Source organism: uncultured Pelagibacterium sp., from assembly GCF_963972885.1.
Lineage (GTDB): Bacteria > Pseudomonadota > Alphaproteobacteria > Rhizobiales > Devosiaceae > Pelagibacterium > Pelagibacterium nitratireducens.
This window is the reverse complement of sequence record NZ_CAXAXY010000060.1, coordinates 1-18,089: the sequence shown is the minus strand read 5'-3', so window position 1 is coordinate 18,089 and position 18,089 is coordinate 1. Positions and strand designations below refer to the sequence as shown.

The following is an 18,089-nucleotide window of genomic DNA, read 5'->3' as shown; positions in this document are numbered from 1 at the left end:
GCCATAGACGAAGGCTTTGCGATAGCCGGTCTTGAAGCAATAGGTACAATTGCATCTGCGGATTCCCTCATCGAGATCGATGGGGGCGGTGAAACGGATGGCACCGCAATGGCACGAGCCGGAATGGGTCTTTTTCATTTCGGTTTGTCTAACCCCCGGATTTTTGCGCCGCGAGTTCGGCTTCAACCTTCTTGTGTTGCTCATAGCCTTCGCCTTCGGTGGCGAAATCTTCAAGCTCGTGCATCTGGCGGATTTCGAAACGGTCCTGTCCATGGGCGATGGGGCATTTTGCAACCCAGTCGATGGCCTCCTGCAGCGAAGAACAGTTCCAGATCCAGAACCCGGCGATCACTTCCTTGATTTCGGCAAAGGGGCCGTCGGTGACGATGGGCTTTCCATCAGCGACCTGAACGCGAGCGCCTTTTGACGTCGACATCAGGCCCGCGCCATCGACCATGATACCGGCCTTGACCAGATCCTCGTTGTATTTGCCCATTTCGAGCAGCAGGCCCTCCTGGGGCTCGACGTCGGCCTCGCTGTCGGCGGAGGCCTTTATCATCACCATGAAGCGCATTTTTCTCTCCCTTGGATGCGTGTCTGTTGCCAGGACGTTGCCCAACACGCCCTGCCGACATCTCATCACGATTTTTTTGCTCGCGACATGAAAAAACCCGGCGCTCCTTTCGGGGCGCCGGGCTGATCGCTTGGGAGAAACGCTGGCCGCTTATTCGGCGGCTTCGTCTTCCTTGGCCTTTTCCTTGCCGGTCTCCTGATCAATGACCTTCATGGAAAGGCGAACCTTGCCGCGCTCGTCGAAGCCTAAAAGCTTGACCCAGACCTTGTCGCCTTCCTTGACGACGTCGGTGGTCTTGCCCACGCGCTCTTCGGCGAGCTGGGAGATGTGCACGAGGCCGTCCTTTGCACCAAAGAAGTTCACGAACGCGCCGAAATCGGCGGTCTTGACCACGGTGCCCTGATAGACTTCGCCCACTTCGGGCTCGTCGGTGATCGACTTGATCCACTTGATGGCCGCATCGATCTGCTTGCCGTCCGAGGACGAGACCTTGACGGTGCCATCGTCTTCGATGTTGATCTTGGCGCCGGTCTTTTCGACGATCTCACGGATCACCTTGCCGCCGGTGCCGATCACTTCACGGATCTTGTCGGTCGGGATTTTGAGCGTTTCGATGCGCGGGGCGAACTCGCCCACTTCCGAACGGGCCGTGTCGATGGCCTTGGCCATTTCCTCGAGGATGTGCTTGCGCCCATCCTTGGCCTGGCCCAGAGCGATCTTCATGATCTCTTCGGTGATGCCGGCAATCTTGATGTCCATCTGCAGGCTGGTCACCCCGTCATGGGTGCCCGCAACCTTGAAGTCCATGTCGCCGAGGTGATCTTCGTCACCCAGGATATCGGACAGCACGGCGAATTTTTCGCCTTCCAGGATCAGGCCCATGGCGATGCCGGCGACGGCTTTCTTCATGGGAACGCCCGCATCCATCAGCGCCAGCGAGGTGCCGCACACGGTTGCCATGGAAGACGAACCGTTGGATTCGGTGATTTCGGAGACCACACGCAGGGTGTAGGGGAATTCCTCGGCCGAGGGGCGGACCGGGTTGATGGCGCGCCATGCGAGCTTGCCGTGGCCGATTTCGCGGCGTCCGGGCGAACCCATGCGACCGGCTTCACCGACCGAATAGGGCGGGAAGTTGTAGTGGAGCAGGAAGTTCTGCTTGTAGGTACCTTCGAGCGAATCGATGAACTGCTCATCGTCCGCCGTACCCAGCGTCGCAACGACCAGCGCCTGGGTTTCACCGCGAGTGAAGATGGCCGAACCGTGAGTGCGGGGCAGGACGCCGACTTCGGACACGATCGGGCGGACCGTTTCGAGGTCGCGACCGTCAATCCGGGTCTTGGTGTCGAGAATGTTCCAGCGCACGACCTTGGCCTGGAGCGACTTGAACACGGCGCCGACCTGTTCGGGGGTGTAGGCCGCTTCGCCCTCTTCGGGGATGAAGTGAGCCTTGACCTTGGCCTTGACCGCGTCGACGGCGTCGTAGCGCGCCATCTTGTCGGTGTTCTTGTAGGCGTCACGCAGATCGCTTTCGATCAGCGCGAGCATTTCGGTTTCGAGCGCGCTCATATCGGCGGGTTCGAATTCGCGGGGCTCCTTGGCGGCCAGTTCGGCGAGCTTGATGATCGCATCGATCACCTTCTGGCTCTGCTGGTGGCCAAACATGACGGCGCCGAGCATGACGTCCTCGGAGAGCTCCTTGGCTTCCGATTCCACCATCAGAACGGCGTCGGCAGTGCCAGCCATCACGAGGTCGAGCTTGGAATCATCGCGACGGTCGATGGGCAGGTTCAAAACATACTCGCCATCGACATAACCGACGCGGGCCGCGCCGATGGGGCCCATGAAGGGCACGCCCGAAATGGTGAGCGCCGCTGAAGCCGCGACCATGGCGAGCACGTCGGGCTGGTTTTCCATGTCGTGCTGAAGCACGGTGATGATGACCTGGGTCTCGTTCTTGTACCCGGCGGGGAACAGAGGGCGGATCGGGCGATCGATCAGGCGCGAGGTCAGCGTTTCGGCCTCGGTGGGGCGGCCTTCACGCTTGAAATACCCACCGGGGATCTTGCCGGCGGCAAAATACTTTTCCTGGTAGTTGACGGTCAGCGGGAAGAAATCGATGCCGGCCTTTGGCGTCTTGGCGGAAACGACGGTGGCCAGAACCACGGTTTCGCCCAGGGTGGCGAGCACGGCGCCATCGGCCTGACGGGCGATCTTGCCGGTTTCGAGCGTGAGGGGTTGTCCGCCCCAGTCGAGCTCGACTTTGTGGTGGTCGAAATTGAGTGTCATGAGACATTCCTTCTTGTGCGAGGAGCCGCCGACGCGCTTCCAAGCGGCATCGGGCGGATCGCGTCGCAGGTGGCGCCAGAGGCGTCCCTCAAGTTCCGGAACATGGACAAGACGGCGAGAGGCTCAAGCTTCCGTTGAGAAGTGACCGGAGCCTCCGGCGATCCTGCCATGCCCCCAAAGGGCGCTTCCGGCAGTTTGCGCTTGCCGGCCCCATTGCCGGCAGGCGATACGACAAGGGGTCAGCAAATGGCGCCGACCCCCCGTCAATTGCTCTAGCGGCGGATGCCGAGCCGTTCGATCAGGCTCTGGTACCGCGCTTGGTCGCCGCGCTTGACATAGTCGAGAAGCGAACGGCGGGTCGCAACCATTTTCAGAAGACCGCGGCGCGAGTGATTGTCCTTGCCGTGGCTCTTGAAATGTTCGGTGAGGTTGGTGATCCGCTCGGTCAGGATGGCGACCTGAACTTCCGGAGACCCGGTATCGCCAGCCTTCGTTGCATAATCCTTGATCAGCTCAGCTTTGCGCTCAGCAGTAATCGACATCGTAAAATCCCTTTCAAAACAAGGAGTTGCGTGACGCCAATACCGGGATGCCGTCCAGGAATGGCCATTTTATGCACAAAGGGAAACCCTTTTGCTGGCGCCCATATAGGGTATCGGGGGGCAAATGAGAAGTTTTTTCTCGTTTACGGGCCGATCAGAGTCCCGCTTCAGGCTCGTCGGTATCGGGGGTGTCACGGTCGGGGTCGATCTGTTCGAGCGGGATGGAAAACGTCCATTCGATGCCGTCCTCGTGCACGGTGCGCTCGACATCGGCCTTGAGCGCGCCGGCAACCATGGTCTGAAGCACGACGGTGCCGAACCCCTTGTGATCGGCAGGCGGGGTGAAACCGGGCACGGTTTCGCGCCAGACCAGATGTAATCTGTCCCCGCCGGCCCGGTTCCAGTTGACGGTGAGCTTGCCGCCATCGCGAGAAAACGCGCCGTATTTGGAGGCGTTGGTGGCCAGTTCATGGGCAGCCATGCCCAGAACCTGTGCCGCCTGGACGTTGAGATAGACATTGACCCCGGTCTTGACCACGCGCGAGGGATCTTCTGGACGGAAAGGATCGATCTGGGTCCGAAAGAGATCGCGCAACCCGATTCCCTGGGTGCCGTGGGTCAAAAGCAGATCGGTGGACCGGGCCAGGCCATAAAGCCGGTTCTGGAAGTTCTCGACGAATTTTTCCACATCGGCGGCGCCGCGCGCCGTCTGCTTGGCCATGGCCGAAATGACGGTGAGCTGGTTTTTGGAGCGATGCGCCACCTCGCGCATCAAAAACCGCGATTCGGTCTCGGCCTGGCGCCGCTTGGCCCCGGCGTCGGCCAGTGCCTCAGACACGGTTGCCAGTTCCTGAACCGGGTAGGGAATGGCGACGATCTCCTGGCCGGCGCCCATGGCACGGGCCTGACGGGCGAGCCCGCGCACAGAGGAGGCAATCTGACGGCCGATGAGCGAGGCGGCAAAACCGGCCAGCACGACAATGACCAGCGCCCCGGCGAGAAGCCACAAAAGCGTTGTGCGCAGAGGCTCGGTGACCATCGAAGAGGGTGCCCAGGCGACCACATACCATCCGGTCAGAATCGAATACTGGGTGATGGTCTTGTAGTCCTCGCCCGAGATTGTTGTATCGATCCATCGTGTTCCGCCCGCGTCCTCGCGCAACGGAATGAACAGGGGTTCGCCGATACGGGCCGCGTCCTCGGAGGCCGCAAGGACCGTATTGTTGGAATCGACAAGCGCCACGTGCCAGCCCTGGGGCAATTCGCGCGTGAGCAGGGCGTTGGAAAGGGACGAGGCATTCTGGGTGAGAATGGCGAGTTGGGGCGGGATGATGCCGGGGCGCTGGCGCACCACGTTGAACACGTATTCCTGTGCGGTCTGACCGAAAAAGATGTCCGACACCACAGCATCAGGCGTTTCGAGGGCCCGACGTACGGATTGACGTTCGGTCACCTGAGTCAACGGCACGCCGTATTCGACACGGGTGTTGAGCAACTGGTTGAACTGATCGTCGGCAATGATGAAATACGAGCCCGTGCCGGCCAGCGCCGTCTGGGCGTGCTCGTGAAATTCGGCCAGATTGCCCGCATTGAGCGCCTCGATGCTCATGAGCACCCTTTGGGTGGTGATCATGCCTGCAATCTCGCGCTCGACCGACTGGAGGACCGAGCGGGCCGTTGCAACGGTAAAGGTCTGGACGGTTTCTTCCTGGGCAACGTTGTGGCGGGCCAAAAGCACCGCGGTGAACGCCGTGGCGGGCAGGACGACGACGGCAACCAGAAAGGCGAGATAGAAGATAATCGGAATTGAAAGCGGACCGCTACGCGGCGTTTTCCGCGCCTCGGATTCGGCCGGATTGCTCTCGTTCTGCGGGGCGGATTGAGACATTGTCGAGTGGCCGATCCTTATGGACCCGCAAACCTTTAGCCTGTCACAGAGAGAGGGTAAAGAGCCCCCGCGCGGGCCCCGATCCCCTCAGCCCAGAATAACCCGCCTGGGTTTGAACTGGCCCGCCTGGACAAAGCCGAGCGCCACCGCCTCGCCCTTGAGCGATGCCCATGCGTCGTCAAGGGCGATGGGGGCGTCGCGGCCGGTCAACAGCACCGGGTTTCCAAGCCTTATGGTTGCGGCCTGTCGGGCATCGAGACGGATTTCGGGCAGATCGGCCAGCCCGGCGGCAACGGGCAGCAGCAAGCCATCGCGAGCCGGAAGCTCTACGGATTCGATCGTTTCGAGGGTAACGGCGTCAGCATCGGAGAAATTGCCCACCCGGGCGCGGTGCAAAGCGCCGACATGGCCCCTGGTTCCGAGCGCCTCGGCAATGTCGCGGGCCAGGGCGCGAACATAGGTGCCCTTGGAACAGGTGACCGAGAGTTTGCTGCGCTCGGGGGCGTGCGCGATCACTTCGAGGGCGTCGATTTCGACCTCGCGGGACGGCATTTCGAGGGTGTGGCCGGCGCGGGCCAGATCATAGGCGCGCTCGCCGCCGATCCTGATGGCCGAAAAGGCGGGCGGGATCTGGGTGATCAATCCGATAAACCGCGGCAGGACGGCCTCGAGCGCTTGTTCGGTGGGGCGAACATCGGAGGTGGCGATCACCTCGCCCTCGATATCGTCGGTTGAGGTGGCCTGGCCCCAGACGATATCGAAATGATAGACCTTGGTGCCGTCCTGGACGATGGGCACGGTCTTTGTGGCCTCACCGAAAGCGATGGGAAGGATGCCGGTGGCCAGCGGATCGAGCGTGCCGGCGTGACCGGCTTTTTTGGCGCCATAGAGCCAGCGCAGCTTGCCTACCGCTTCGGTGGAGCTCATGTCATAGGGCTTGTTGAACACAAGCCAGCCGGACAGGTCGCGCTTGACGCGCTTTTTTTGAGCTTGGCTCACTGCACGTCCTTTATTCAGTCTTCGCTGTCGTCGTCGCTCGCCAGATCGCGCTGCACGCGTTCCGAGCGCAGAATCGCGTCGATGCGGCCATATTCGTCGAACGTCTTGTCGACAAAAAAGCGGAACTGGGGCGCGTATTTCAGATCGAGCGCCGGGGTGACGCGGCCACGGATGAACTTGGCGTGGGTATTGAGCGCGGACACCACGTCCTCGGCATTTTCCCCGCCAAGGGGCATGACGTAGACATTGGCGAGCTTGAGATCGGGTGTCATGCGCACTTCGGGAACCGTGACGGTAACGGTTTCGAGCAGCGGATCGATGATCTCGTTGCGCGAGAGCAGAGCCGCGATCTCGTGGCGCACACGTTCGCCGACGCGGAGCATGCGCTGGGAGGGAGCCGATGTTGATGCCTTTTTGACCATCCGCGCGAGATAGGGTGCAATTGGCTGCGCGTCAATCGTCACGTTGGCGCAATATGGCCGCATGGCCCTCGCGATAGGTGGGATATTTGAGGCTGTAGCCGAGCGCGGACTTGATCCTGGCGTTGGAAACGCGGCGGTTTCCCGCATAAAAGGTGCGGGCCATAGGCGAGAGATCGGCGTCCTCAAAGGCGATTTCGGGCGGTGGAGTCATGGCGAGCAATCGGGCGGCGTCGGCGATCACGTCCTGGGGCGGGCCCGGCTCGTCGTCGCAGACGTTGAAGATGCCATCGAGGCGCTGGGTGGCGGCAAGGGCGGTGATGGCCCCGATATCGTGAACATGGATGCGGTTGAAGACCTGGCCGGGCTTGACGATGCGGCGCGCCGTGCCCGATCTGAGCTTTTCAAATGGCGAGCGCGTCGGGCCGTAGATGCCGGCGAGACGGAGAATGGCGAGCGGGATCGCTTTTTCTTCGGCCAGCGCCTGCCAGCCTGCTTCGGCATCGAGCCGATAGCGGTTACGGGCCGAGAGCGGTTCGGTGGGCGCGGTTTCGTCGATCCACTCCCCCTCGGCGTCGCCATAAACGCCGATTGTGGAAAAATAGCCGATCCATTTGAGATTGGGGGCGGCGCGCAGGTCGGGCGCGTGTTGGGCAAGGACCGGATCGCCATCGGGGCCGGGGGCAATCGAGACCAGAAGATGGGTCGCTGCCTCCAGCGCGGGCTGCAGGGCAGGAGCGGGCGCGGTGCCGTCAAAAATCTGGGCGGCGATGCCCTTCCGGGTCAGGTCGTCGGCTTTTTCGGCGGAACGGGTTGTCGCCGTCACCGAGACATCGCCACCCGAGCGCAGGGCAGTGATTGCTGCCTGCGCTGAATAGCCGGCGCCGAAGACGAATATGTTCAATGGCTCCATTCGGCTCTGACCTCCGGATCGGGTTCGGTTGCAAGTGATCTGGCCCGCTGGGCGTCTGCCTCGCCCTCCCGGGCCAGCTGCCGCAGGGCCCAGATGGCCATGCCACGCACCAGCGGGCTGTCATGGGCGATCAGCCGCTTGATGGCGGCAAGATACGCCGTGTCGCCCGAATTGCCCGCCGCAACGAGGCAATTGCGCAAAAAACGGGCCGAGCCGAGGCGCTTGACGGGTGTCTGGGCGAAAAAATCGCGGAATGCTGCATCGCTCAGAGCGAGCATGTCGCTCAAGCCGGCATTGCGGATGGCTTGGCGGGCCGAGAGCTTGGCGTCGCGGGTGGCGCTGGCGAACTTGTTCCAGGGGCAGACCGCGAGACAATCGTCGCAGCCGAAGACGCGATTGCCCATGGGTTTGCGGAATTCGACAGGGATCTGGCCCTTATGCTCGACCGAATAATAGGCAAGGCATTTGCGGGCATCGAGGCGGAAGGGCGCGGGGAAGGCATCCGTGGGGCAGATGTCGAGGCATTTGGTGCATGTGCCGCACTTTTCCTCTGCCGGTGTGCTGGCGGGCAGATCGGCCGAAGTGAAAATCGCCCCTAGAAACAGCCATGAGCCCGCCTCGCGCGAGAGCAACACCGTGTGCTTGCCCTGCCAGCCCAACCCCGCAGCTTCGGCGAGGGGCTTTTCCATCACCGGTGCGGTATCGACGAACACTTTGACCTCGGCGCCGGTGCGGCGGGCGAGAAGGCCGGCGAGATCCTTGAGGCGACCCTTGATGACGTCATGGTAATCGCGCATCTGGGCGTAGACCGAGACGTTGGCGAGGGAAGTGTCGGCGAGACGGTCGAGCGGGTTTTCCTCCGGGCCGTAATTGGCGCCCACCATGATAACCGATTTCACATCGGGCCAGAGTGCGGCAGGGGATTTGCGGCGCTCCTCGGTGTCGGCCATCCAGCCCATATCGGCGTGCCAGCCGCTTTGTAGCGCCGATTGCAGCTTTTGCGGCAGGTCGGGGCGGGCATCGGCAGGGGCGATGCCGAAACCGGCAAAGCCCAGATCGGCGGCGCGGGCGCGCAGTTCGGCAACTATGCTGTCGCCCTTAGAACTCAAAAATCGAGGTCCGCGTAGCTCGTCGAGGCCGGCATGCCCACGATGCGATCGCCCAGCAGTGGGCGGAAAGCGGGGCGCGATTTGATGCGGGCGTACCAATCCTTGATTTCGCCGGCCTTTTCCCAGGCGATGTCGCCCATATAATCGAGCACGGAAATATGGGCGGCGAGTGCAAAATCGGCCAGAGTCAGCGTATCGCCGGCCAGCCAGCGGCGGGTGGCCAGAACCCAGGAAAAATAGGCAAGGTGTTCGGTGAGGTTGGCCTTGGCGATGCGGATGACCGAAGGCTCGGGAGCGCCAGAGCGCAGATCGCGCTTGATGAGCTTTTCCTCGAGAAGATAGGCGGTCACTTCGGGGCCGAGCTTTAACAGAACCCATTCGAGCAGGCGCCAGACTTCGATCTTTTCGCCTGCATTTTCGGGCAACAGGGCCTCGATATGGCCTTCGGGGCCGAAATTGTCCTCGATATGGGCGATGGTGGCCAGAATGCCGACAATGGGCGGAAACGGCTCGTCGAGCATGACGGGGACGGATGCCGCGGGGTTGATTTCAAGAAAATCGGGATCGCGCCGCCAAGGCGCCACGTCGACCAGACCGACATCGACACCGTATTCGGCAAGCATGAGGCGGATGAGCCGGCTTGAGGGATCGAGCTTGTGATGCAAAAGCTGGGGCATGGACCAATCATAAAAATGATGCGGCACCCGATCCGGGTGGAAGCCGGAGGGCCGCAAACCTCAACACGCAATTAGGCCGCGTAAACTGAGGGCCAATCAAGGTGTTTTTGTGCCCAAGCCGCCAAGCCTGCGCGCATTTTTCCTTAACCGGTCAACGATCGGTTAACCGCAACCGGGTCCAGCGAGCCAATCAGCCATTGACCAGCGGATTGATGTGCCGGTCGAATTCGCCATGCTTGCGGAAGCGCCACATATAGGTGGGGAGGATGGCGTCCATTGTGGTGGGCGCGATGCCGAACGCTTCAAGGGTTCGTTTCTGCTTTATCGCTTCGGGCGAGACGACATTGTCGATGCCGAGCTGGATGACCTGATCGGGGGTCAGGAGCGGCCTGGGCAGGAGCGAAAGGACGCTGGCGACCGGCTTTGCGACAAATTCGGGCAAGGGCAGGACAACCCGCTTGCGGCGGGTCTGTTCGAGCACGCGCTCGATCACCTGTTCCATGGTGACGATTTCAGGGCCGCCCAGCTCATAGACCTTGCCCGTCTTGACAGCGCCCAGGGAAGCGAGAGCGATGGCCTCGGCGACGTCGGCCACGTAAACGGGCTGGAATTTTGTATCACGCCCGATCAGCGGCATGATCGGGGACATGCGGGCGATAAAGCCGAACAGGTTGAAAAACCCGTCCTCGGCCCCGAACACCAGCGAGGGCCGAATGACAATGGCCTTGGGGAAAGCCTTGAACACTTCGTCCTCGCCCAGCGCCTTGGCGCGCTGATAGGCCGAGGGCGATTGGGTATCGGCCCCTATGGCCGACATGTGAATGAGGGTGGGCACGCCGGCGTCGCTGGCCGCTTCGGCGACCGCCTTGGCGCCCTGGGTCTGGACGGCGCGGAAGCGCTGCTTGCCCTTTTCGAAAAGAATGCCGACCAGATTGATGACCACGTCGGACCCGCGTACGGCGGAAGCGACCGATTCGGGATAGCGCAGATTGGCCTGGACCGGCTGGATCTGACCGGGGAAACCGAACATGCGCACATGGCCGGCCAGATCGGGGCGCCTGACGGCCACCCTTACCGAATACCCGCGCCGCGCCAGATCCTGGGTGAGCTGGGAGCCGATAAAGCCCGAGCCGCCGAAGATCGTCGCGATTTTTCTTGTCTTTTCGGTCATGAGAAGGATCCCGCCGCCAAAACGAACGCCTGTGAAGATGGCCCGTTCTAGCCCCGGTGGCTTGCCCATTGCAATCGGTTTGCGACGCGATACGGCTGCATGGGCAAAGGGGATTGACTCTTCAATCCATATGTTCTTGATTTGTTCTTATCTTTTCGAGGAGAGTAACAGTGGGTGAACAAACCGAAATTGCTGTTTATGAAGGCAGTTGCCAGTGCGGTGCCGTCCGCTTTACCGCCCGCACACGGCTCGAGGCGCCGTTTCAATGCAATTGCTCGCGCTGCCGGAGACTGAACGCGGTCATGCATTCGGTGCGGGGGGATGATTTCACGCTTTTGAGTGGCAGCGAGGCGCTGAAAATCTACAGGTTCAATTCCCACACCATCGCGCATCAGTTCTGCACCCAATGCGGTATCCAGCCTTTTGCATCTGGAAGCGACCGGGAGGGCAACACGATCCATGTCATAAACGTGCACTGTCTCGATGAGCCGCGTTTTGACAGGAACGCCGTAAGCCACTTCAACGGGTCCGATTTCTGAGCCGCGGCCCGCCGCGCATAAATTGCTGTCGGGCCGGTGCAAGCTGCATTGACAAAGCCCAAAGGGCACTCTAAAGCGTGCCCCCGTTGCCCAGATGGCGGAATTGGTAGACGCGCTAGCTTCAGGTGCTAGTTCCCGAAAGGGAGTGGAAGTTCGAGTCTTCTTCTGGGCACCATCGTTTTTTTCGGCCTTGCCGAACTTTCCAGAAATATCGGGTTTTATCGGTCGTCCCCTGTTGCCAGGGGAGGCGGGGCGCGATTGGTCGCAGCCCTGCCTTGGGCTGGAAGGTCTAGGCAAAACGCTGCGGGGTGTGGCATCTAGGGAAACCTTTGCCTCTCCCCGGAGTTATGAGACGATATGAGCGTTCGACTGCACAAGGGCGATCTGCCCGACCTTTCCCGCTACACCGGACGGCAGGTGGCGATCGATACCGAGACGATGGGGCTCAACCCGATGCGCGACCGGCTGTGCGTCGTGCAGCTTTCGCCCGGTGACGGCACTGCCGATGTGGTCCAGATCCTGCCCGGGCAGACCGAAGCACCCAACCTTTCGGCGCTTTTGGCCGATGAGACCAAGACAAAACTGTTTCATTTCGCCCGGTTCGACATGGCGGCGCTTTTTGCCGCGTTCGGGGTGATGACCACGCCGGTCTATTGCACCAAGATCGCCTCGAAACTCGTGCGCACCTATACCGACCGGCATGGGCTCAAAGACCTCTCGCGCGAGCTTTTGGGCGTCGACATGAGCAAGCAGCAGCAATCGTCGGACTGGGGGGCGGAAACGCTGAGCCAGGCCCAGCTCGATTATGCCGCATCGGATGTGCTCTATCTGCACGATCTGCGCCGCCATCTGGACCGGATGCTGGCACGAGAGGGCCGGGCGGACATGGCGAGGGCCTGTTTCGAATTCTTGCCCACGCGCGCCCAACTCGATCTCGCCGGCTGGCCCGAGACCGATATCTTTGCCCACAGCTAGCCAATGATCGCGCCCACCGCCAGCGTCCGACACGAGACCTATCTGCGGTTTGCCCGGCACAACCGGCGGATCGCGGTGTTGCGCTGGGTGGTGCCTGTGGCGGGCATCGTTGTTCTGTCGGTGCCCGCGCTCCAGGTTGCCGCCAGCATGGTCGGCGATATCGTGCCGATAGAGGGCATAAGGCTGGAAAACGACACGCTGGTGATCGAGGGACCGCGTTTTGAAGGCCGCACTGCAACCGGCTCGAACTATACGCTGGAAGCGGCTCGGGCGGAGACGCGGGTGGGCAATCTCGATACGGCCGACCTTTACGAGCTTACCGTCGATATTTCCGACGATGACGGCTATTCGGCCCATATCGAATTTGCCTCGGCCGAATGGACGATGAGCAGCGAATACCTGACTTCCAACGAGGATGTCACGGTTTCCGATTCCACCGGTGCGCAAGGTGTTCTGGCTGGGGTCGAAGTGGACTGGCCGGCCCAGATCATCACGTCGGACGGCCCTGTGCGTTTCGCCTTCGATAGCGGCGCGCACCTTTATGCCGATACGATGGAACACGATCTGGACGCTGCGCGCTGGCAGTTTAGCGGCGTCAATCTCGATATGATGCCCCAACCCGATGCCGGAGAGGCGCGGGATCCTTTTGCTGCGGAGACGGACAATGACGCGCTTTAGCCTGGCGATCGCATGTTTCGCCCTTCTTGCCGGACCGGCATTGGCCCAGAGCACGGCCAGCGATCCCGCCGGGTTCGGCGGCCTGGCCGGCGAGGCCGACGAACAGGTCAACGTGACGGCCGACAACCTCGACGTGCTCGAAAACGAAAGCACGGCGCTGTTTACCGGCAATGTGGTGATTACCCAGGGTACGATGGAGCTCGAAGCGCCCCAGGTCGAGACCGTTTACGGCGAGGGCGGGCCTTCGGACCTTGAAAGCTTTTCGGCCTCGGGTGGGCGGGTGAAAATGGCGTTCGACGACCAGACCGTGGAGGCCGATACCGCCGATTACGATTTCGGCGACCGGGTGCTGGTGTTCACCGGCTCGGTGGTGGTGGTCAATGCCAGCGGCACCGTCAATGCCGATCGGCTGGTGATCGACACGCGGGCCGGCACCTCCTCGTTCAGCTCCGCGGGTGATGGCGGGCGCGTCACTAGCACCTTTACGCCGGGGGGCTGATGGGCGGCATCGACCAGACCGGCTGGCTCGTCGCCCACGGTCTTGCCAAGAGTTTTGGAAGGCGCGCCGTGGTGCGCGACGTCTCGATTGCGGTGCGGCGCGGTGAGGCGGTGGGTCTGCTCGGACCCAACGGGGCGGGCAAGACGACGGTTTTTACCATGATCATGGGACTGGTTCGGCCCGATGGCGGCGAGGTGCTACTCGACGGGCTTTCGATCACCCATCTGCCGCTCTATCAGCGCGGGCGGCTAGGCATCGGCTATCTGCCGCAAGAGGCCTCGATCTTTCGCGGGCTGAGCGTGAAGGACAATGTGCTGGCCGTGCTCGAAGGGCATATCAAAAACAAGAAAGAGCGCCATGCACGGCTCGATGAGTTGCTCGACGAGTTTTCGGTTTCCCATCTGCGCGATGCCGATGCGCTGGCGCTGTCGGGGGGCGAGCGGCGGCGTGTGGAAATTGCCCGCGCGCTGGCGGCGGACCCCAAATTCATGCTGCTCGACGAACCGTTTGCCGGGGTCGATCCGATCGCGGTGGCCGATATCCAGGGGCTGGTGCGCCAGCTCACCCAGCGCGGCATCGGAGTTCTAATCACCGACCATCAGGTGCGTGAAACTTTCGGGTTGGTGGACAGGGCCTATCTGATCCACGGCGGCAAGGTAATGATCCAGGGCCGGCCCGAGACCATCATGGCCGATCCCGACGCGCGGCGGGTTTATCTGGGCGAAAGCTTCAAGCTCTAGCCTTTGGCACCACTTGGCACGGAAATTGTATGGCATGCCTTGAAGGGCTGTCACAAAGCCGCTAGGTTCGCCCGGTCGACGTCCTTGGTTGTCGCGTGTCCGAACCGAACAACCGTTTCCACTTGTTCTGGACACGCTCCGGCGTGGGACGCTTCGATTTGGGGGAATTGAGTGGGAGCTCTTTAGGCATGGCGCTGTCGCCACGGCTGGATGTCCGGCAAACCCAGACATTGACGCTGACGCCGCAACTGATGGCGTCGATCCGGCTGTTGCAGCTGAGCCATCTTGAGCTGAGCGCTTTCGTCGATGCCGAGCTGATGCGCAATCCGCTGCTCGAAAGCACCGATGCGCCCGATGGCGATACGCCCATGGAGCGCGAGCGGGCCGAGGAGATCGACCCCTATCGCGACGTTGTCGACTATTCCGATCATCTGGGCAGCGCAACGAGTATCGCCAACAGTTTCGATACCGAGGCTTCCAACCTTTTTCCCGAGCAGTCAGGGCAGGATTCGCTGAGCCAGTCGAGCTCGTGGCCCGAAGGCAAGGGCGGCGCGCTGGGCGGCGAGGCGCCCGATATCGACCAATATGTGTCTGCCCAGATCTCGCTGGCCGACCATCTGGCCGATCAGGTCAACCTGATCGTAAACGACCCCGCCGAACGGCTGATCGCCCGCAGCCTCGTCGATAACCTCGACGAGCGCGGGTATCTGATGGCCGAGATCGACCAGATCGCCGAGCAGCTCGGTGCCGATGCCGGAACCGTCGAGGCCGTGCTGGGCAAGGTGCAGGGGTGCGAGCCGCTTGGGGTTTTTGCGCGCTCGCTTTCGGAATGCCTGTCTATCCAGCTGGCCGAAAAGGACAGGCTGGATCCCATGATGGCCGGGCTGCTGGCCCATCTCGATCTGGTGGCCAGTCACGATCTGGCGCTGCTGGGCAAAAAGATCGGGGCGGACCGCGAGGATATTTTCGACATGCTGGCCGAATTGCGCGAACTCGATCCACGTCCAGGCCGGGCGTTCGATTTTTCGCCGGTGCAATCGGTGGTGCCCGATGTGTTCGTCAAACGCGGCAATGACGGCGGATGGCAGGTCGAGCTCAATTCCGACGTGCTGCCGCGGGTTCTGGTCAACCGGGTCTATTATGCCTCGATTTCCAAAAAAACCCGCGACCCGCAGGAAAAGACCTTCCTTGTCGATTGTCTCAATACGGCGAACTGGCTGACCAAGAGCCTCGACCAGCGTGCCCAGACGATCCTGAAAGTGGCCACCGAAATCGTCAAACAGCAGGACGGGTTCCTGCGGCACGGCGTTTCCCATCTGCGGCCGATGACGCTCAAGGCCGTTGCCACCGAGATCGAGATGCACGAATCGACGGTGTCGCGGGTGACGGCGAACAAATATATCGCGACGCCGCGCGGGCTGTTCGAGATGAAATATTTCTTCACGACCGCGCTCAATTCCTCCTCGGGCGGCGACGATCATTCGGCCGAGGCGGTGCGCCACCGTATCCGCCAGCTGATCGAGGGAGAAAAGCCCGAGGCGATCCTGTCGGACGACACGATTGCCGAAATGCTCAAGCGCGAACAGGGAATCGATGTGGCCCGCCGGACCGTTGCCAAGTACCGCGAAGGCATGGGCATTGCCTCCTCGGTGATCCGGCGCCGCCAGAAGAAGGCACAGATGGCGTAGAGCCTGTCCCAGCCCGATTGGATCAGGCTCTGGCTTTGTTTTGTCGTGTGACCGAACCGGAAAAGCCTGCAACGTTTCGCTTCGCGGCCCTCCGGGTCCCGATCACACTCAAGGTGCATCGGGCAAATGGTCTATTGACCCTCCTAGCGATTGCCCTCTACACAGTTTTTTCCAGATTTGCGGGGAGTCCATGGCAGAACGCGCCCATTCTTACGATTACGACCAGTTGCTGGCCTGTGGGCGCGGTGAGCTTTTTGGACCGGGAAATGCGCAATTGCCGCTTCCGCCCATGCTCATGTTCGACCGCATTACGCGGATCGACGACGATGGCGGGCCACATGGCAAGGGGCAGGTGCGGGCCGAGCTCGACGTTTCTCCCGACCTGTGGTTTTTTGCCTGCCATTTCCACGGCGATCCGGTCATGCCGGGCTGCCTGGGGCTGGATGCGCTGTGGCAGATGACCGGATTTTTTCTCGGCTGGGGCGGATCGCCCGGGCGTGGGCGCGCGTTGGCGGGTGAGATCAAGTTTACCGGCCAGGTTACAAACGACGTCAAAATGGTCGAATATGGTATCGACATCAAACGCGTCGTACGCTCGCGCCTGACGCTGGGAATCGCCGACGGCTATGTAAAAGCCGATGGAAAGACCATATATGAGGCCAAGGATCTGCGGGTCGGCCTTTTTACGGACATGGGCGCCCTTTAAGTTTCGGGCCGAACTATACGTCTGACAGGAAAGACCAAGGGGCATAAATGAAGCGCGTTGTGGTCACCGGCATGGGGATCGTCTCCTCGATCGGAAACACTCTCGACGAGGTGCTCGACAGCCTTAAAAACGCGCGTCCGGGAATTTCCCGGGCGCAGGATTATGTCGATCTGGGCTTTCGCTGCCAGGTGCATGGCGCGCCCACGCTCGACCCTTTCGAAGTGCTCGACCGGCGCACAACGCGCTTTATGGCCAAGGGCGCTGCCTGGAACTATATCGCCATGCAGCAGGCCATCGAAATGGCCGGGCTCGAGGAAAAGGACGTCAAAAACCCGCGCACCGGCATCGTGATGGGATCGGGCGGGCCTTCGACCCGGGCCGTTGTGGAAGCGGCCGATATCACGCGGGAGAAAAAGAGCCCCAAGCGCATCGGCCCGCTGGCCGTGCCCAAGGCGATGAGTTCGACCGCTTCGGCAACGCTGGCCACGGCCTATGGCATTCTGGGGGTCAATTATTCGATCTCCTCGGCCTGCGCGACGTCGAAACACTGCATCGGCAACGCGTACGAACAGATCCAGCTGGGCAAGCAGGATATCGTTTTTGCCGGCGGCCACGAGGATTTGGACTGGTCGATGTCGAATTTGTTCGATGCGATGGGCGCCATGAGTTCGGACTTCAACGATACGCCTGAAAAGGCATCGCGCGCCTATGACGCCAATCGCGACGGGTTCGTGATTGCCGGGGGCGCTGGCGTTCTTGTGCTCGAGGAATATGAACACGCCAAGGCGCGCGGCGCCAACATCATTGCCGAGTTGATCGGCTATGGCGCGACTTCGGACGGCCACGACATGGTGGCACCTTCGGGCGAGGGCGCGATCCGCTGCATGCGCATGGCGCTCGAAACCGTCAAGGCGCCGGTCGACTATATCAACCCGCACGCCACCTCGACCCCGGTGGGCGACCGCAAGGAAATCGAAGCCTTGCGTGAAGTGTTCGGCAATGAGGACAAGTGCCCTCCGCTGTCGGCCACCAAGTCGCTGACCGGGCATTCGCTGGGCGCAACGGGCGTGCAGGAATGCATCTATTCGCTTTTGATGATGCAGAATCGCTTTATCTGCGAGAGCGCCAATATCGAAACCCTCGATCCCGATTTTGCGGACATGCCGATTTTGCGCGAGCGCCGCGACAATGTCGATCTCGGTGTCGTGCTGTCCAACAGCTTCGGCTTCGGCGGTACCAACGCAACGCTGGTGTTCAAGCATATGGATGCTTGATTCGGGCACTCACGCACGTCATGACGGGCTAAAACCGCCCTATGCCTTTCGCTGGCCTTCCGGCGGGGCGGCGAACGGTCGTCGAGGTCCTCGCTGCACTCGTTCGCGATGGCAATTGGCCGATTGTAGAGCGGCAGCCCGCTATCTGTAACCCATGATCCGGCTCTCGCCGGTGCGGGCCGAGTAGATCAGCAACTTTCCCAGAAGCGGTTCGCCGAAGCCGGCAAGGTATTTGATGGCTTCGTTGGCCATCATGGTGCCGACTATGCCCGGAAGGACGTTGAGCACGCCGACGAGTTCGCAGGGCGGACTGTCTTCGGGGGTGGGATCGACGGGATAGAGTTTATCAAAATCGGGCCAATAGGTGCCGTCCTCGCGCGTCATATAGGGCGCCAGAACCGTGACCGAG

The 18,089-nt window shown here is 61.5% G+C and carries 17 protein-coding genes, 1 tRNA gene and 3 pseudogenes; 9 read left to right on the top strand and 12 right to left on the bottom strand.

Translation table 11 applies throughout. The features are described from left to right. The 11 genes and pseudogenes from AACZ55_RS10855 to AACZ55_RS10805 all read right to left on the bottom strand — a co-directional run. Positions 1–138 (bottom strand): annotated as a pseudogene (locus AACZ55_RS10855) (GFA family protein); the annotation flags it as partial. A 10-nt stretch (positions 139–148) separates the two neighbouring features. Beyond that, on the bottom strand, positions 149–574 hold the full coding sequence (locus tag AACZ55_RS10850; protein WP_339646016.1) for a YciI family protein: 426 nt from the start codon (positions 572–574) through the stop codon (positions 149–151). Between the two features lie 150 nt (positions 575–724). Further along, positions 725–2,863, bottom strand: coding sequence for a polyribonucleotide nucleotidyltransferase (pnp, locus tag AACZ55_RS10845; protein ID WP_339646014.1), 2,139 nt, complete (start codon positions 2,861–2,863; stop codon positions 725–727). A gap of 272 nt (positions 2,864–3,135) precedes the next feature. Then, positions 3,136–3,408: pseudogene (rpsO, locus tag AACZ55_RS10840) on the bottom strand (30S ribosomal protein S15); the annotation flags it as partial. A gap of 151 nt (positions 3,409–3,559) precedes the next feature. Continuing rightward, a complete protein-coding gene (locus AACZ55_RS10835; protein WP_339646012.1) occupies positions 3,560–5,293 on the bottom strand; it encodes a sensor histidine kinase in 1,734 nt (577 codons plus the stop codon). Between the two features lie 87 nt (positions 5,294–5,380). After that, on the bottom strand, positions 5,381–6,292 hold the full coding sequence (truB, locus tag AACZ55_RS10830; RefSeq protein ID WP_339646010.1) for a tRNA pseudouridine(55) synthase TruB: 912 nt from the start codon (positions 6,290–6,292) through the stop codon (positions 5,381–5,383). Between the two features lie 14 nt (positions 6,293–6,306). After that, positions 6,307–6,714 carry a 30S ribosome-binding factor RbfA gene (gene rbfA, locus AACZ55_RS10825; protein ID WP_339646019.1) on the bottom strand — a complete coding sequence of 136 codons (408 nt, stop codon included), beginning with the start codon at positions 6,712–6,714 and terminating at the stop codon, positions 6,307–6,309. A gap of 31 nt (positions 6,715–6,745) precedes the next feature. After that, entirely contained in the window at positions 6,746–7,624 is an 879-nt protein-coding gene (locus AACZ55_RS10820; RefSeq protein ID WP_339646008.1) for an SDR family oxidoreductase, read from the bottom strand. Further along, on the bottom strand, positions 7,612–8,733 hold the full coding sequence (gene queG / locus AACZ55_RS10815; protein ID WP_339646006.1) for a tRNA epoxyqueuosine(34) reductase QueG: 1,122 nt from the start codon (positions 8,731–8,733) through the stop codon (positions 7,612–7,614). The genes AACZ55_RS10820 and queG overlap by 13 nt, the downstream gene beginning before the upstream one ends. Next, positions 8,730–9,410, bottom strand: coding sequence for a glutathione S-transferase family protein (locus AACZ55_RS10810; RefSeq protein ID WP_338608303.1), 681 nt, complete (start codon positions 9,408–9,410; stop codon positions 8,730–8,732). The genes queG and AACZ55_RS10810 overlap by 4 nt, the downstream gene beginning before the upstream one ends. Positions 9,411–9,600: 190 nt before the next feature. Further along, the gene (locus AACZ55_RS10805; protein ID WP_339646004.1) at positions 9,601–10,581 is read right to left on the bottom strand and encodes a complex I NDUFA9 subunit family protein; all 981 of its coding nucleotides are present in this window, start codon (positions 10,579–10,581) and stop codon (positions 9,601–9,603) included. Positions 10,582–10,751: 170 nt separating this feature from the next. On the opposite strand from AACZ55_RS10805, the gene AACZ55_RS10800 reads away from it, so the two are divergent. The 9 genes from AACZ55_RS10800 (at position 10,752) to fabB (ending at position 17,680) form a co-directional block, all read left to right on the top strand. Further along, the gene (locus AACZ55_RS10800) at positions 10,752–11,120 is read left to right on the top strand and encodes a GFA family protein (RefSeq protein WP_339646002.1); all 369 of its coding nucleotides are present in this window, start codon (positions 10,752–10,754) and stop codon (positions 11,118–11,120) included. Between the two features lie 88 nt (positions 11,121–11,208). Beyond that, positions 11,209–11,295 (top strand) — tRNA-Leu (locus AACZ55_RS10795). A 182-nt stretch (positions 11,296–11,477) separates the two neighbouring features. Then, a complete protein-coding gene (locus AACZ55_RS10790) occupies positions 11,478–12,095 on the top strand; it encodes a ribonuclease D (RefSeq protein WP_339646000.1) in 618 nt (205 codons plus the stop codon). 3 nt (positions 12,096–12,098) lie between these two features. After that, entirely contained in the window at positions 12,099–12,773 is a 675-nt protein-coding gene (locus AACZ55_RS10785) for a hypothetical protein (protein ID WP_339645998.1), read from the top strand. Beyond that, positions 12,760–13,272 carry an LptA/OstA family protein gene (locus AACZ55_RS10780; RefSeq protein WP_339645996.1) on the top strand — a complete coding sequence of 171 codons (513 nt, stop codon included), beginning with the start codon at positions 12,760–12,762 and terminating at the stop codon, positions 13,270–13,272. Before AACZ55_RS10785 ends, AACZ55_RS10780 begins: the two co-directional genes overlap by 14 nt. Further along, positions 13,272–14,012: an LPS export ABC transporter ATP-binding protein gene (gene lptB, locus AACZ55_RS10775; RefSeq protein ID WP_338608309.1), complete on the top strand. Its 741-nt coding sequence runs from the start codon at positions 13,272–13,274 to the stop codon at positions 14,010–14,012. The genes AACZ55_RS10780 and lptB overlap by 1 nt, the downstream gene beginning before the upstream one ends. Positions 14,013–14,200: 188 nt before the next feature. Continuing rightward, complete coding sequence (gene rpoN / locus AACZ55_RS10770; RefSeq protein ID WP_339645994.1) at positions 14,201–15,700, top strand: RNA polymerase factor sigma-54; 1,500 nt, start codon at positions 14,201–14,203, stop codon at positions 15,698–15,700. A 190-nt stretch (positions 15,701–15,890) separates the two neighbouring features. Beyond that, positions 15,891–16,406, top strand: coding sequence for a 3-hydroxyacyl-[acyl-carrier-protein] dehydratase FabA (gene fabA / locus AACZ55_RS10765; RefSeq protein ID WP_338608311.1), 516 nt, complete (start codon positions 15,891–15,893; stop codon positions 16,404–16,406). Positions 16,407–16,453: 47 nt separating this feature from the next. Beyond that, complete coding sequence (gene fabB / locus AACZ55_RS10760; protein ID WP_339645993.1) at positions 16,454–17,680, top strand: beta-ketoacyl-ACP synthase I; 1,227 nt, start codon at positions 16,454–16,456, stop codon at positions 17,678–17,680. Between the two features lie 141 nt (positions 17,681–17,821). Here fabB and AACZ55_RS10755 read toward each other — a convergent pair. After that, positions 17,822–18,089, bottom strand: a pseudogene (locus AACZ55_RS10755) (thiamine biosynthesis protein ThiF); the annotation flags it as partial.

Coding starts and splice junctions, on each gene's coding strand:
- AACZ55_RS10850 (WP_339646016.1), bottom strand. CDS start 574: ATGCGCTTCATGGTGATGATAAAGGCCTCCGCCGACAGCGAGGCCGAC.
- pnp (WP_339646014.1), bottom strand. CDS start 2,863: ATGACACTCAATTTCGACCACCACAAAGTCGAGCTCGACTGGGGCGGA.
- AACZ55_RS10835 (WP_339646012.1), bottom strand. CDS start 5,293: ATGTCTCAATCCGCCCCGCAGAACGAGAGCAATCCGGCCGAATCCGAG.
- rbfA (WP_339646019.1), bottom strand. CDS start 6,714: ATGGTCAAAAAGGCATCAACATCGGCTCCCTCCCAGCGCATGCTCCGC.
- AACZ55_RS10820 (WP_339646008.1), bottom strand. CDS start 7,624: ATGGAGCCATTGAACATATTCGTCTTCGGCGCCGGCTATTCAGCGCAG.
- AACZ55_RS10810 (WP_338608303.1), bottom strand. CDS start 9,410: ATGCCCCAGCTTTTGCATCACAAGCTCGATCCCTCAAGCCGGCTCATC.
- AACZ55_RS10805 (WP_339646004.1), bottom strand. CDS start 10,581: ATGACCGAAAAGACAAGAAAAATCGCGACGATCTTCGGCGGCTCGGGC.
- AACZ55_RS10790 (WP_339646000.1), top strand. CDS start 11,478: ATGAGCGTTCGACTGCACAAGGGCGATCTGCCCGACCTTTCCCGCTAC.
- AACZ55_RS10785 (WP_339645998.1), top strand. CDS start 12,099: ATGATCGCGCCCACCGCCAGCGTCCGACACGAGACCTATCTGCGGTTT.
- AACZ55_RS10780 (WP_339645996.1), top strand. CDS start 12,760: ATGACGCGCTTTAGCCTGGCGATCGCATGTTTCGCCCTTCTTGCCGGA.
- lptB (WP_338608309.1), top strand. CDS start 13,272: ATGGGCGGCATCGACCAGACCGGCTGGCTCGTCGCCCACGGTCTTGCC.
- rpoN (WP_339645994.1), top strand. CDS start 14,201: ATGGCGCTGTCGCCACGGCTGGATGTCCGGCAAACCCAGACATTGACG.
- fabA (WP_338608311.1), top strand. CDS start 15,891: ATGGCAGAACGCGCCCATTCTTACGATTACGACCAGTTGCTGGCCTGT.
- fabB (WP_339645993.1), top strand. CDS start 16,454: ATGAAGCGCGTTGTGGTCACCGGCATGGGGATCGTCTCCTCGATCGGA.